The organism is Actinomycetota bacterium, from assembly GCA_040881665.1.
Lineage (GTDB): Bacteria > Actinomycetota > UBA4738 > UBA4738 > HRBIN12 > JBBDWR01.
Window position 1 is genome coordinate 228,271 of the sequence record JBBECT010000007.1, and the last position, 14,729, is coordinate 242,999.

At 70.4% G+C, this 14,729-nt stretch carries 12 protein-coding genes; 5 read left to right on the plus strand and 7 right to left on the minus strand.

Annotated elements, in window-relative coordinates:
- Window positions 1–11 precede the first annotated feature (11 nt).
- From WEF05_11300 to WEF05_11320, 5 genes are all read right to left on the minus strand, one after another.
- Window positions 12–887 (minus strand): NAD(P)-dependent oxidoreductase, encoded by an 876-nt coding sequence (locus WEF05_11300; GenBank protein ID MEX1102465.1) that lies wholly within the window; start codon window positions 885–887, stop codon window positions 12–14.
- A complete protein-coding gene (locus WEF05_11305; protein MEX1102466.1) occupies window positions 884–1,867 on the minus strand; it encodes a dTDP-glucose 4,6-dehydratase in 984 nt (327 codons plus the stop codon). The genes WEF05_11300 and WEF05_11305 overlap by 4 nt, the downstream gene beginning before the upstream one ends.
- A gap of 4 nt (window positions 1,868–1,871) precedes the next feature.
- Window positions 1,872–3,029, minus strand: coding sequence for a glycosyltransferase family 1 protein (locus WEF05_11310; protein ID MEX1102467.1), 1,158 nt, complete (start codon window positions 3,027–3,029; stop codon window positions 1,872–1,874).
- A gap of 76 nt (window positions 3,030–3,105) precedes the next feature.
- Window positions 3,106–4,164: a glucose-1-phosphate thymidylyltransferase gene (locus WEF05_11315; protein MEX1102468.1), complete on the minus strand. Its 1,059-nt coding sequence runs from the start codon at window positions 4,162–4,164 to the stop codon at window positions 3,106–3,108.
- The gene (locus tag WEF05_11320) at window positions 4,164–5,570 is read right to left on the minus strand and encodes an LCP family protein (GenBank protein MEX1102469.1); all 1,407 of its coding nucleotides are present in this window, start codon (window positions 5,568–5,570) and stop codon (window positions 4,164–4,166) included. The genes WEF05_11315 and WEF05_11320 overlap by 1 nt, the downstream gene beginning before the upstream one ends.
- Before the next feature lie 174 nt (window positions 5,571–5,744).
- Here WEF05_11320 and WEF05_11325 point away from each other — a divergent pair, with 174 nt between their 5' ends.
- From WEF05_11325 to WEF05_11335, 3 genes are all read left to right on the plus strand, one after another.
- Window positions 5,745–6,647, plus strand: coding sequence for a diguanylate cyclase response regulator (locus WEF05_11325; protein MEX1102470.1), 903 nt, complete (start codon window positions 5,745–5,747; stop codon window positions 6,645–6,647).
- Between the two features lie 111 nt (window positions 6,648–6,758).
- On the plus strand, window positions 6,759–7,331 hold the full coding sequence (locus tag WEF05_11330; protein MEX1102471.1) for a sigma-70 family RNA polymerase sigma factor: 573 nt from the start codon (window positions 6,759–6,761) through the stop codon (window positions 7,329–7,331).
- Window positions 7,328–8,065, plus strand: a complete 738-nt coding sequence (locus WEF05_11335) for an anti-sigma factor (protein ID MEX1102472.1) — start codon at window positions 7,328–7,330, stop codon at window positions 8,063–8,065. The genes WEF05_11330 and WEF05_11335 overlap by 4 nt, the downstream gene beginning before the upstream one ends.
- Window positions 8,066–8,117: 52 nt before the next feature.
- On the opposite strand, the gene WEF05_11340 is transcribed toward WEF05_11335, so the two are convergent.
- Together WEF05_11340 and acnA are read right to left on the minus strand one after the other, a co-directional pair.
- Window positions 8,118–8,984: a universal stress protein gene (locus tag WEF05_11340; GenBank protein ID MEX1102473.1), complete on the minus strand. Its 867-nt coding sequence runs from the start codon at window positions 8,982–8,984 to the stop codon at window positions 8,118–8,120.
- Window positions 8,985–9,141: 157 nt separating this feature from the next.
- On the minus strand, window positions 9,142–11,859 hold the full coding sequence (acnA, locus tag WEF05_11345; protein ID MEX1102474.1) for an aconitate hydratase AcnA: 2,718 nt from the start codon (window positions 11,857–11,859) through the stop codon (window positions 9,142–9,144).
- Between the two features lie 207 nt (window positions 11,860–12,066).
- On the opposite strand from acnA, the gene WEF05_11350 reads away from it, so the two are divergent.
- On the plus strand, window positions 12,067–12,999 hold the full coding sequence (locus WEF05_11350; GenBank protein MEX1102475.1) for a hypothetical protein: 933 nt from the start codon (window positions 12,067–12,069) through the stop codon (window positions 12,997–12,999).
- Complete coding sequence (locus WEF05_11355) at window positions 12,996–14,729, plus strand: ATP-binding protein (GenBank protein ID MEX1102476.1); 1,734 nt, start codon at window positions 12,996–12,998, stop codon at window positions 14,727–14,729. Before WEF05_11350 ends, WEF05_11355 begins: the two co-directional genes overlap by 4 nt.

A 14,729-nucleotide genomic window follows, 5' to 3' on the forward strand; every position in this document is an offset into this window, starting at 1 on the left:
GGAGCGTAGCATCACCGCAGGTCGCTCCCGGTGTTCCGGCTCGGGGGAGGTGTCTGCAGCCGTCCGAGCAGGTCCGCGAGCGCATCGTCGAGCGGCCGCATCGGCTCGATCCCGAGCGCGCCGACGAACACGCTCATGAGCGAGGAATCCCGCGGCCGCGGAGCGGGCAACGCGAGCTCCTCCGCGGTCTGCGCGACGACCTCGCCCGGCAACTCCCCGATCGCGACCGCGCGAGACAGCACGTCGAACCACGTCGTCGGCTCGGGACCGCCGAGGTGATAGGTCCCGAACCGTCCGGTCAGCACCAGCGGGAGGAGGCGCGCCGCGAGTTCGTGCACCGAGGTCGGGCTGCCGATCCTGTCGGCGAGACCGCCCGCGGCCTCCCCCGCCCGCAACGCGCGGAGCCGACCCGTGAGGAAGTCGTCCCCACCGCCGAATACGAACCCGGTTCGCACGATGAAGTGTTCGGCGAGGCCCTGGCGCACGAACCGTTCCCCGGCCAGCTTGCTCCGCGCGTAGACCGAGGCCGGCGCGGGCGTGTCGACCTCGTCGTAGGGGGCGCCCTTCGTTCCGTCGAAGACGTAGTCGGTCGACACGTGCAGCAGCACGGCACCCACGTCGCGTGCAGCCTGCGCCAGCGCCTGGGGGCCCAGGGCGTTGTCGCGGAACGCGCGGTCGGGGTCGGACTCGCACGCGTCGACCTTCGTGAACGCGGCGAGATTGAGGATCAGGTCGGGAGCGACCTCGGCGACGGCGGCGCGCACGGCGACGTGATCGCCGACATCGAGCTGGTCCCGGGTCGCGGCGTGGGCCCGGTGGTGAGCGGGAACCTGATCGAGGAACGCCCGCCCGAGTCCACCGCCCGCGCCGGTGACGAGCAGCCTCATCGGGTCGCCGCGACCCGCATCTCGTCCGCCCACGACCGGTGTTCCCGGTACCACTCCACGGTGCGCGCCAAGCCCTCGTCGAACGCGACCCGCGGCGACCATCCGAGGGCTCGGAGCAGATCCGAACGGACCCCATAGCGGAAATCGTGTCCCGGACGATCGTCCACGAACCCGATCGACGCCGGATCGGCACCCGTCCCGGCGCACACCGCTCGCGCGAGATCCAGGTTCGACAACTCGTGGCCCGCCCCGATGTTGTAGACCGCGCCGGGCTCGCCCCGATCCATCGCGGCCAGGCACCCAGCCGCCCAGTCGGTGACGAACAGCCACTCGCGACGCTGCCGGCCCCGGTCGTAGACCGGAAGCGGCCGCCCATCGAGCGCCGCCGTGACGTAGGTCGGGATCGCCTTCTCGGGGTTCTGACGCGGCCCGAACGCGTTCGTCCCCCGCACGACGGTCACCGGCATCCCGTAGGTGACGTGGTACGCGGCGCACAGCAGATCGGCCGCGGCCTTGCTCGCCGCGTAGGGGCTCCGCGGCCGCAGGGGCGCGTCCTCGGCGAACAGGCTGTCGTCGTCGGCGTTCGCCCCGTAGACCTCGTCGGTCGAGACCATGAGCAGGGGCCGTCCGTGCGCCCGACACGCGTCGAGGAGCACCTGCGTTCCGGTCACATTGGTCCGCACGAACGCGGCGGGGCCGGTGATGCTGCGATCGACGTGACTCTCCGCGGCCGCATGCAGCACACGATCGACACCGGCGACGAGTCGGTCGGCAACGCCGGTGTCGGCCACGTCACCTTCGACGAACACGAACCGCTCGTCACCTTCGTGCGCGGACAGGTTCGCGCGCGAACCGGCGTAGGTCAGAGCGTCGAGCACGGTGACCCGGACCGCCGGACGATCGAGCAGCGCATCGACGAGGTGCGAGCCGATGAAGCCGGCCCCGCCGGTGACGAGCACGTGTTCGGCCCGTTCGCTCATCGCCTCAGACCCCCGCCGTCCGGGCCGCCCGCCGGAACGTCTCCGCCGTCTGCTTGGCCGTGCGCATCCATGTGAACTCCGCAGCTCGAACGAGCCCCGAGGCCGAAAGCCGCTCGGCGAGGTCGGCGTCGTCGAGCAACTGGCGCATCGCCGCCGCCAGACCTTCGACGTCGTCGGGATCGACGAGCAAGGCCGCATCGCCTGCGACCTCCGGCAAGGAGGAAACCTCGGAGGTGAGCACCGGGATGCCGCACGCCATCGCCTCGAGCACCGGCATCCCGAACCCTTCGTACCGCGACGGGTAGGCGAAGACGGTCGCGCCGGTGAGCAGGGCGAGACGGTCCGCGTCGCTCACGTAGCCCGTGCGCACGATCCTCTCGCGCACGGCCGGAGGCAGCGCGGCGATCTCGGCCTCGAGGTCGGCCGCCGCCTTCGGGAACCACCGCACCGGCCCGCCCGCGATCACCAGGGAGGGACCCTCCCCGAGCCCGGCGAACGAACGCACCAGGGTCGTGAGGTTCTTGCGCGGCTCGATACCGCCGACGAAGAACAGGTAGGGACCGTCGATCCCGTAGCGGCGACGGACCTCGGCGACCGCCCGGTCGGGGGCGGGGCGGAACGCATCCGCATCGACCCCGTGATGCACCGTGTCGACCCGCTCGGGATCCACGTCGTACAAGGCGATCAGATCGCGACGTGTCGCCTCGGAGGGAACGAGGATCCGCGCGGCGTCGTCGAGCCACCGTCGGAACCGGCGTCGCCATCGCCCGTCGGTGTGCGGTGCGGTCTCGGGGAACAGGCGGAACGCGAGGTCGTGCACCATGAGCACGACGCCGCGGCTCGCGGTCGCCGGCGGGACGAAGTTGGTCGCCAAGAGCACGTCGAAATCGCAGAACCACTCGAGCTTCGGCACGCCGGTGCGCGAGGCGAGCGGCTCGAACAGGCGGGCGGGGAACGGGGTGCTCTTCTCCGCGAAGTTCGGCGCGCCGACCTCGCCGAAGAAGCTGCGCGGGCGGAGCACACCCTTCGCATGCAGGTACCAGGCCAGGTACCGGCCCTCGGGATCGGCGTGCGGCAGGGCGTGGATCAGGTGCTGCGCGTAGTAGCCCACGCCGGTCTTGCGCGCGTCCAGTGCCGGTCGTGCATCGATCGCCACTCGCATCGGAGGAGCAGCCTACCGTGGGCCGAGGCACCGCCGTCCATCGTCGGGACCGGGCCCTGGGCGGCGACATCGGAGCTCAGTCGACCTCGACGCGGCTCTGGTCGCCGACGATCAATCGATGCATCCCCGTTCCGCCCGTGTGGACGACCTCGACCCCCTTGCCGAGGATCGACCCGGTCAGGCCGCGAACGTCACGGATCGAACAACCCTGGAGCACGATCGAATCTTCGACGTGCGATCCCGAGATCCGGCACGCATCGCCGACCGACGTGTTCGGACCGAGCACCGATCCCTCGACGACGGAGCCCTCGCCGATCACGACGGGTCCGCGGAGCGTCGATCGATGCACCTTCGCTCCCGCGGCCACGATCACGTTGCCCTCGAGGGTGGATGCATCGTCGACCGTTCCCGCCACGTCCGGCTGCTGTACCTCGAGCATGATGCGGTTCGCCTCGAGCAGATCCTCGGGTTTGCCGGTGTCCTTCCACCACCCGGAGACCATCGACGCGCGGACGGTCTTGCCCGTGTCGATCAGCTGCTGGATCGCGTCGGTGATCTCGAGCTCGCCACGGCCGCTCGGACGGATCGCCTTGGCGGCCTGGAGGATCGAGTCGTCGAACAGGTATACGCCGACGAGAGCGAGGTCGGAGATGTGCTGCGCCGGCTTCTCGACGAGCCGCGTGACCCGGTCGCCGTCGAGCACCGCAACACCGAAGCGCTCGGGCTCGCGAACGCGCGCGAGGAAGATCTGCGCGTCGGGCCGATGCCGATCGAACTCCTGGACGAATCCCGCCAGACCTTCCAGCAGCACGTTGTCCCCCAGGTACATCAGGAACGGTTCACCGCGGACGAAGTCCTCGGCCGTGAGCACCGCGTGCGCGAGGCCGAGCGGCGCGGTCTGCGGGATGTAGGTCACCGACACGCCCCATCGGGCACCGTCCCCCACCGCGGCACGGACCTCCTCCGCGGTCGAGCCCACGATGATCCCGACCTCGGTGATGCCCGCGTCGCGGATCGCCTCGAGCGCGCAGAACAGGATCGGTCGGTTCGCGATCGGGATCAGCTGTTTGGCTTGCGTGTGGGTGATCGGGCGCAGGCGCGACCCTTCGCCGCCGGCGAGGACCAGCGCCCGCATCAGCACTCCGGCTCTGACGCCGGCGGCTCGTCGCCCTCGCCGGGCTCCACGGGTTCGTAGCCGTCGGTGACCACGAGCGCCACGTCGAGCGCGCCGAGAGAGCCCTTCGGGACCTCGACCGTCTTCATGCCGCCCACGTAGCTCTCGACGACGTCACGCGCCTGCTCGGATCCCTTCTCGTACACGATCGCGGAGCCGGTGACGTCGACGTCGAGCTCCGCGGCGTCCCGCACGAGCAGGTCGACGTCGAACCCACCCTGCGTCACGACCTCGAGCACCGACGCCGCCTTCCCCTCCGACCGGTCGTCGTAGACACCGGTCACGACGTTCGCGGGTGACAGGGGGGTCGACTCGAGCTCTTTGCCGATGTCGCCGAGGGAGCGTCCTTCGCGCAGCGCGAGGAACATGTCCTCCGCCACCGGGTCGAGGCGAACGATGCTGACACCGTTGGGGAACTTCGGCGTGTAGTCGATGTAGTCCACCGATCCCGGAACCGCGCGGAAGTCCGCCTGGCCCGTGGAGATCCCCCGGAGCTGGCTCGCGAGGTAGCCGAGATCCGCGGGTGTGAGCCCCGGATCGATCCACAGGTTGAGCGCCGCCGACGAGACGAGATCGGGCAGGCTCCCGATCGCGGCGGGCGAGAGCAGCTCCGACATCAGGGCACGGAAGAACTGCTGCTGTCGCGTGATCCGCGCGAAGTCGGGGATGCAGTCCCCTTCGAGGTTCCTCGTGCGCACGACGGCGAGGGCGGTCTTGCCGTCGAGATGATGACAACCTGCCTGCAGATCGAGGCCGGCCAGCGGATCCACCATGTCGGTCGGGAAACACATGTCCACGCCGTCCACCGCGTCGACGACGTCCTGGAACCCCGCGAGGTTCACATACATCATGTGGTGGATCTCCAGTCCGGTCAGGTCCGTGATCGTCTGCGCGACGCGGTGCGCACCGCCCTCCCGGATCCCCCCGACGAACGCGGAGTTGATCTTGCCCAGACCCTCGCCGGGAACCCGGACCCACAGGTCCCTGGGGAAGCTCAGGATCGTCGCGCGTTCCTGGTCCGGTTCGGTGTGAACGACGATGATCGTGTCGGATCGTTCCTCCCCGCCGATGTCGCTGTTGGTCCCGAACGCCTCGCGATCCTCGGCATCGAGTCCCGCGCGATCGTCGCTGCCGAGCAGGAGGTAGTTGCACGACTCCTCGTCGCAGTTCCCCTTGATCGCCCTGCCGAGATCCCGGCCGCCGGGCTCCGTAGGAGGAGGTGGCGGGACGTTCAACTCGCCTGCGGCCCAGACGTAGGTGCCGATCCCGACGCCGCCTCCCATCGCAACGAGGATCGCGGCGAACGCGGTGAGGACCAGCACGGTTCGAGTGAAGCGCCCACCGGGCGTGAGCTTGCGGGTTGCCATGCGCCACAGGGTACCGGGAGGGTACGGGCACCCCTAGGCCGGGACGGTGGCGATCGTGTGGCGACCCCGTGACGCTTGCGGGGCAGTCCGGACCACTGGACAATCCGGGCGACGGAGACGTCGGGGGCCGACCGGCGGAGTTCGGCAGCGGGCCCGACGGCGCAGGGAGCAGGGATGAGCACACCAGAGATCGAGATCCTCGTGATCGAACACGACGACGCCGCGGCCGCGGTCGTGCAACATGCGCTCGACACCCTCGAGACCCCACCGGTGCATGCGCGGCGCGTCGAGGCATTCGCGCAGGCCCCGGAGGCGCTGGCGTCCGAACCGATCGACCTGGTGATCGCGGACCTGTCCGTTCCGAGTGACGAGGGGTCCGCCGACGCGAACGATGTCCTCCGATCGCTCGACGTCCCCGTCATCGTCATGGTCGCCGAGCGCGACCGCGGGATCGGTATCGAGGCGATCCGCGACGGCGCCCAGGACTACTTCGTGAAGGAACGGACCGACCCCGACGGTCTCGGACGCGCGATCCGGTACGCCCTGGACCGGCACCGGCTGCAACGTGAGCTCGCCCAGCTCGCGACGACCGACGAGCTGACGGGCCTCCGCAACCGGCGCGGGTTCACTCCGCTCGCCGAACACCACCTCAAACTCGCCGACCGAGCCGGCGTTCCGATCGTCCTCCTGTTCCTCACCCTCGACGGTCGGCAGGAGATCAACGAGGCGTACGGACATGAGGCGGGTTCCCAACTCCTGGTCGAGACCGCGGAGGTCCTCCGCAACGCGACACGCGATTCCGATCTCGCGGCGCGCCTGTCCGGGGACGCGTTCTGTATGCTGCTCACCGGCGACGCGGCCGGTGCCGAAGCCGCGGTGCTGTCCCGGGTCGTCGAGGGGCTGGCAGTGCGCAACGCGGCGGCGCGGCGTCCTTACGACCTTTCGGTCTCGATCGGGAGCGCGAGATACCAGCCCACGAGTGGGCGGAGCCTCGACGAGCTGATCGACAAAGCGGCGGCGAGGATGGCCGAGCAGCGGCCCGGCGATCCCGATCCCTCGCCCCAGGACCAGGCGTGATCCGCATGGGCTTCCAGCGCGAACACACGGTGAGCGGAGGGACCGCACGTGACGGGAGCGACGCAGGTGCTGCAGCGGCCGGCCGCCGGACCGGATCCGACGGGGCCGGGCATGCCTGATCCTCCCCAGATCCACGACGCGGACCTGATGGCCGCGATCCGGGGCGGGGACGAGGATGCGTTCCGGCGCCTGTTCCGTCGGTATGCCCCGACCGCGCAGTCGCTGGCGCACCGGATCCTCCGACAGCCGTTCCTCGCGGAGGAGATCGTGCAGGAGGTGTTCCTCGCCGTGTGGCGCGATCCTTTCGCGCACGACCCGAACCGTGGGTCGGTCAAGAGCTGGGTGATGGGGATGGTCCATCACCGTTCGGTCGACGCCGTCCGGCGCGAGGAGGCACAGCGGCGGCGCGCCCGCGAGGCGATCCCCGACATCGTGGATGTCTCCGACGACCCGGGGGTGACGGTTCCGGAGGAGATCGGTCTGCCCGAGGAACGCACGATCGTGCGGAGCGCACTCGCCGAGCTGCCCGCGGAGCAGCGCCGGGTGCTCGAGTTGATGTATTTCGGCGGGCGATCGCAGTCGCAGATCGCCGAGGACCTGTCGCTGCCGCTCGGAACCGTGAAGTCCCGCACCCTGTTGGGGATGCGGCGGATGCGCACCGCGCTGGTGGGGATCGAACGATGAACGGCCACGACCGGATCGAAGAACTGCTCGCGGCCCGAGCCCTGGATGGGCTGGATCCCGCCGACGAGGACGCGCTCGAACGCGAGCTGGGGACGCACGGTCCCGCATGCGCGGACTGTCACCGACTGCGTCTCGAGTTCGACGAGGTGGCCGGCCGCATGGCCTTCGCGCTCCCCCCATCGCCGGTCCGCGCCGGCGTGGAGGACGAGATCCTTGCGAGGGCACGTATCGACGGTCGCCCCGATCCCGATGAGGGAACTGCCCGGGTCCGGGCGTTGGAGCGTCCGCGGGCCGCGCGGGAGGAAGACCGCCCAGGCACCTGGTTGCGGACGGCCGTCGCGCTGGCCGCGGCGTTCGCGCTGTTCGCGGGAGGATGGATCGCGGGCAGTGCGCTGCGCGAAGACTCGCCGATCGATCTGCGGTCGGCGCGCGTCGTGGACTTCGACGCCCAGGCGGGGACCCTCTCGATGGCCTACGAGCCGGGGAAGCCGGGCGTCCTGATCCTCGGCTCGGATCTGCCCTCCCCCGGCGTGGACAAGGTCTACGGCCTGTGGATGATCGAGGACGACACACCGACCTCGGGCGGGTGCCTCGTGCCGGGTCCGGATGGATCGATCGCCGAACTCGTCGATGCCGAGATGGCCTCGACCGAGGTCATGGCGGTGACCGTGGAGCCGTCGTCCTGCCCGGCCGCGCCGACGACCGATCCGATCGCGACGGCGTCGCTGCTCTGACCGCGAGCGGGAGCGGATCCGTCGTGGCCGTGCCGACCCCGGGCGGGGGCTCCTACCAATCCGGGTCGTCGCCGTCGATCGTCCCGGCGTCCGGGGGACGGACGACGAGCACCGAGCACGCGGCGTGCGAGGTCACGTGTTCGCTCACGCTGCCCAGGAGGAGGCGCGCCATACCGGAGATCCCCCGGTGGCCGATCACGAGCAGGTCGGCGCCGTCGCGTTCGGCCACCTTCACGATCGCACTCTCGGGCCGGCCCATCGCCATCTCGAGCAAGGGTTCGACCCCCTGGGCGCGCGCAGTCTCGTAGGCGGGGGCGAGCTCCTCGGAGATCTCGTCGGTCGTTGGGTCGATCGTCCACTCCTCGCCCCTGCCACGGAAGACCGGGATCACGTGCATGATGCGAAGTTCCGCCTCCGCGAGGCCGGCGATCTGGGCCGCGATCCCCGCCGTGTGCGCCGAGGCTTCAGACCCGTCGACGCCGCAGACGATCCGGGCGGGGAACCCATCCGGGCCGGGCCGGGCGACGAGGACCGAGCTGTTCGACTCCTGGACGACGTGAGAGGTGACCCGCCCGATCTTGTGCGGCCGCTCGAGCAGCCCGGCGTCCGCCCCGACGCAGATCAACTCCACCTGGTGGTCGGAGGCCTCCTGAACCAGCGCCCGCGCCGGCTCGCCGGCGATCACCGACGGCGTTCCCTCGGCCCCGAACGCGCGGGCGAGATCCACCGCTTCGTCGAGGACGCTCAGGGCCTCCGCCTCGAGCTCGCCGTCGTGGGGCCGTCCCACGTCCAGGACGAAGACCAGGTCGAGCTGGGCCCCCGTGAGGGCGGCGATCCTCGCCCCCTGCGCGACCGCGACGGCGGCACGATCGGACCCGTCGCTGCCGACGAGGACCCTGCCTTCGCCCAGTCCCTTCATCGTCGTCTCCTCGCCCGGTTCGGACCTCGGACCGCCCGAGGATACTTGTACTGCTGGGGTCTACGTTCGCTCGCTGCGCTCGCTCACTGCTTGAGACCCCAGACCCCGTTCCTGCTGGGGTCTACGTTCGCTCGCTGCGCTCGCTCCGCGCCGGGCCTCAGGGGAGAAGGCCGCGCACGACCGTTCGGAGGACGCCGCCGTTGCGGTAGTACTCCAGCTCTGCGGGCTGGTCGATCCGCACGGTCGCGGGGAACGACACGACCGAGCCGTCTGCGCGCGTCGCGTCGACGGTTACCTGGAGCCCCGGCTGCAGTGCGCCCGCGATCCCGCGCACGCCATAGGTCTCGGTGCCGTCGAGGCCGAGCGAGGAGGCGGAGGAGCCGGCCTCGTACTGGAGCGGCAGGATGCCCATCCCGACGAGGTTGCTGCGGTGGATCCGCTCGTAGCTCTCCGCAATCACGACGCGGACCCCGAGCAGCGAGGGACCCTTGGCCGCCCAGTCGCGCGACGATCCGGACCCGTACTCCTTGCCGGCGAGGACCACGAGCGGAACGCCTTCGTCCCGGTAGCGCGTCGCGGCGTCGTAGATCGTCGTGACCTCGCCGCCGGGGAGGTGCGTGGTCCACGGACCCTCGGTGTCGGGCGCCAGCTCGTTGCGGAGCCGGACGTTCGCGAAGGTCCCGCGCAGCATCACTTCGTGGTTCCCACGACGCGACCCGTAGGAGTTGAAGTCGGGCTGGCCGACTCCGCGCTCGAGGAGGTACCGCCCGGCCGGCGAGTCGGGCTTGATCGCCCCGGCCGGTGAGATGTGGTCGGTCGTGACCGAATCACCGACCTTCACGAGCACCCGGGCGCCGATCACGTCTGTCGGTTCCGCATCGGCCTGGTCGAGGCCGGCGAAGAACGGGGGTTCCTGTACGTAGGTCGAGTCCGGGTCCCACGCGTACATCGCTCCCGTCGGGGAATCGAGGGCGTTCCACCGCTCGTCGCCGTCGAAGATCCGCGCGTACTGGGCTCGGAACTGCTCTGCGGTGACGGCCTGGGTGACGGCCTCGGTGATTTCGTCCGGAGAGGGCCACACATCGCGCAGGAACACCGGTGTGCCGTCGGCGTGTCCGATCGGCTCCGTGGTCAGATCGACGTCCACCCGGCCCGCGAGCGCATACGCGACGACGAGTGGTGGGGACGCGAGGTAGCTGCCGCGAACGAGGGCGTGGATCCGTCCCTCGAAGTTGCGGTTCCCCGACAGAACGGCGGCCACCGTCAGGTCGCGTTCCTCGATCTGCTCGGCGACCTCATCCGGCAGCGGACCCGAGTTGCCGATGCAGGTGGTGCACCCGTACCCGACGAGACCGAATCCGAGCTTGTCGAGGTAGGGGGTGAGCCCTGCCGCGTCCAGGTAGTCCGTCACGACGCGTGAGCCGGGTGCGAGACTCGTCTTCACCCATGGCTTGGCCGACAGGCCGGCCTCGACGGCTCGCTTCGCGAGCAGCCCGGCCGCGAGCATCACCGAGGGGTTCGACGTGTTCGTGCAGCTCGTGATCGCGGCGATCACGACCGAGCCGTCACCGATCGTCGCCTCGCCCGCGGTCTGGGCCGGGTCCACCTCGCCGCCCGGTAGTGCCTCCTCCGGCTCGGGCTGACCGCCCTCGCCGACGAATCGCCCGATCTCGGAGGGCTTCGGCCCGGGCTCGAGGTGATCCCGGTACGCCTCGACGAACGAGCTCCATACGTTCGAGAGCGCGACGCGGTCCTGGGGCCGCCGTGGCCCGGCGAGCGAGGGCTCGATCGACGCCAGGTCGAGATCGAGCACCTCGGAGAACACGGGCTCGGGATCGCCGTCGCGACGGAAGAGCTGCTGCTCCTTCGTGTAGCGCTCGGTGAGGTCGGCGGCATCGCCGCGGCCGGTGAACCGCAGGTAGGTCAACGTGACGTCATCGACCGGGAAGAATGCCGCGGTGGCTCCGTACTCGGGGCACATGTTCGACAGCGTGGCCCGGTCGGCGAGCTCCAGGCTCGAGAGTCCGTCGCCGAAGAACTCGACGAACGAGCCGACCACTCCGTGCGCGCGGAGCTTCTCGGTCAGGGTGAGGACGAGATCGGTCGCGGTCGTTCCGGCCGGCAATGCACCGGAGGCTCGAACGCCCACGACCACGGGCTGGGGAAGGAACATCGGCTGGCCCAGCATCGCGGCCTCAGCCTCGATCCCCCCCACCCCCCAACCGAGCACGCCGAGTCCGTTGATCATCGTCGTGTGCGAGTCGGTGCCGACGAGGGTGTCGGGGATCGCGACACCCTCACGGACCTGGACGACCCTGCCGAGATGCTCGAGGTTCACCTGGTGGCAGATCCCCGCCCCCGGCGGCACCACGCGCAGATCGTCGAACGCCTGTTGCGCCCACCGCAGCAACGTGTACCGCTCGCCGTTGCGGCGGTACTCCCAGTCGATGTTCGCTTGGTACGCGTCCTCGGTGCGGAATCGATCGACCTGCACCGAGTGATCGATCACGAGGTCGACCGGCACGAGCGGGTTCACCTGGTGCGGGTCGCCCCCGGATCGGGCGACCGCCGACCGGATCGCCGCGAGATCGACGACGGCGGGGACGCCGGTGAAGTCTTGCATCAGCACCCGCGCCGGCATGAACGCGATGTCGGTGGCGGGCCCGGGCCACCCGGCGAGCGCACGCACGTCGTGGTCACGGACGTCGCGCGATCCGGCGCGGCGGAGCAGGTTCTCCAGGAGGATCTTCACGGTGTGCGGCAGGCCGGAGACGTCGGCGCCGACCGCGTCGGCGAGCCACGGGAGCGAATACAACTCGAGGGAGCCGGCGGCGGCGTCGAGCCGCGACCGGGCGCCGGTCAGGTCACTGGGCATGGGGGTCGAGATCCTCGCTCTCGTCGTCCAACGATCGAACGGGCGGCGTGCTCGTGCGTGCTCGCTTCGCTCCAATCCTCGCAGACGACGGACCGGAGGCGTCAACTGCAACCACGGTCACGCACGGGGTCGCCCTGGATTCCGAACGCGATCCCCTCACCTGGACCCGAGCGCCGGGTGTCCGGAGGGACGCATAGGATACGGCGCGTGGCAGACATCTTCGTCGAGAGCTGGGCCCCCGAGTACGGCTCCCCTCTCGACAACGACGAGCAGCTCCGCCCGGCCGAGGGGTCCGTGGACCACACGGTCGAGGGCGTTGCCTGGTCGCCGATCGACGGACGCGACGACGGCGAGGCGGTGATCGCCTTCGTCGACGGCGTGCAACGCGTCGACGCTCGTCTCACGATCGACGACCCCGAGCAGGGACCGGTCCCCGGGCTGTGCGGCACGATCGCCGCCGGCGCGACGGTCTGGGAACGCGGCGTTCCCGTCTCGACGATCCAGGCGGCCGAGGTGGAACGCTGGGCCATCGTGGGCTCGGGTCGGTCCGAGTCGTTGCCGGTGATCGACCTGCACCCGGGCTATCGCACGACGCGCTCCTCGTCCGACGATCCGGCCCAGCTGATGCAGGCCCTCGGCGACCTGCGCCAGGCAGCCGAGCGGCGGATCGCGGCCCGGCTCGCCGAGTCCTGCTCGGTGATCGTCGACGGACCGGTGCACGAGCGTTCACCCGTCACCGTCGGATGCATCAAGCGCCACCATGTGACCTACCTCGAACCCGCCGAGAACCGGGTCGTCGGCCGCCTCGGGTCGGGTCAGCGGACGCCGCTGTTCACGATCTCGAACCACCGCCGGTACGCGTGGTACGTGCGGTTGGCGACGCTGCGCGGTGGACATTCCTGGACCGGGATCGTGCGCTGCGAAACTCCCGCGCACGTTCCCCTCCCCGAAGCGGTCGCCGCCGCCGACCGCACGGCCGCCCTGTTGCCGGCCGTCGCCTCCGAGCCCCATCTCGATCCTCGCGCGCCGCAGAACCTCGTCCCGATCGCCGCGCTTGAACGCGAGCTGCGGCACCTGATGGGCGACCCCGGACTGGTGTTCCGCGCGCTGCGGGCTGCCGTGCACGCGGAGGCGTCGTGACCGACGCCTCCCGGGTGGGACGGGTCCTCGGTTCCCAGCACACGAACACGCAGGAGTTCCGCATCGTGCTCGAGGACGACGAATACGTGCAGCTCGATGACCTGATCGTGGTGCGCACCGACGTGCCGAAGGCCGGCGAGGTCGCCACCTACGGAGTCGTGACCGAGGTCGAGGCGATCTACGAGGGCGCGTCGTACGAATCGGACACCCACCGGGTGGCCGAGCTCGGCATCCTTCCCGCCGCGAAGGTGCGCTCGGCCCAGGTCGCGGTGACGCGCGTCGATCCGGAGACGTGGGTGAGTCCCGACCCCGGCCAGATCGCCTCTCGCGCGACCGGTGCCGAACGCGCGAAGGCGCTCTACACCGACGAGATGACGCGGCCGCTGCCCGTCGGCCTCAGCCGCGACGGCGAGCCCGCCTACGCCGACCTCGACTTCTTCGACGGTCGCAAGGGCGGGCACATGTCGATCTCGGGTATCAGCGGCGTCGCGACGAAGACCTCCTACGCCCTGTTCTTCCTGCGGATGCTGACGGCGAACCCGCAGATCCTCGGGGAGGGTGCGGCGAACCTGCGTGTGCTGATCTTCAACGTGAAGGGCGAGGACCTGCTCTGGCTCGACAAGCCGAACGCCGACTTCGACGACGAGGCCGCCGAGGGATGGGCGACGCTCGGTGTGGCACCGGAGCCGTTCCCCTCGGTCCGGTTCTGGGCCCCGCCGCGGCGACGTTCGGCTGACGTGATCGTTCCCGATACCGGCGGGCGCCAGGAGGGCGTCGACGTGTTCACCTGGACGCCCCGCGAGTTCGTCGACGAGGAACTGCTGCGGTACGTGCTCACCGACGCGAGCGACAACCGCAACCAGATCCCGTTCGTTCGCGAGCGCGTCCAGCAGCAGCTGCGGAGGTTCGCGCTCGACGTCGCGGGCGAACCCGGAGCGATCGTCCTGCGCAACCCCGCCGACCACGACGAGGCGGACGCTGGCGGAGCACGACCCGAGCCGCACGAGATCGTCGTGCGCGATCTGCCCTCGCTCGTGGACGCGATCGCGTCCTTCCTCGAACCCGAGAACGGCGGCGAGCCGGACTACGTCTGGGGCGGAAAGGCATCCGGCGGAACGATCGCCGCCTTCATGCGCCGGATGCACTACGCGTCGAATCAGCTCGGGCACCTGATCCGTGCCGGCGAGAGCCGGCGGATCGATCGTGCGAAGGCCTCGATCACGGTCGTCGCGATCCAGAACCTCGCCGAGCTCGCCCAGCGGTTCGTCGTGGGCGCGCTGCTGAACGAGACGTTCAAACAGAAGGAGCTCAGCGGCGAGCGCCTTCCCCTGTCGGTCGTCGTCCTCGACGAGCTGAACAAGTACGCGCCGCGGCAGGGAGACAGCCCGCTGAAGGACATGCTGATCGACATCGCCCAGCGCGGCCGGTCGCTCGGCGTGCTGCTCGTCGGAGCGCAGCAGACGGCGTCGCGCGTCGCGTCGGAGGTGCTCGAGAACGCCGCGATCCGCGTCACCGGCCGCCTCGACAGCGCCGAGGCCGAGCGCGCCGAGTACGGATGGATGCTGCCCTCGACCCGCGCCCGCGCCCGGTTGCTGAAGCCCGGGACGATGGTGCTCTCCCAGCCGGCGATCCCGGTGCCGCTCGTCGTGCAGTTCCCGTTCCCGCCCTGGGCCACGCGCAAGGAAGAGGTCGCGCGGGATGCCGAGGGCGATCCGTTCGAGGGCCTGTAG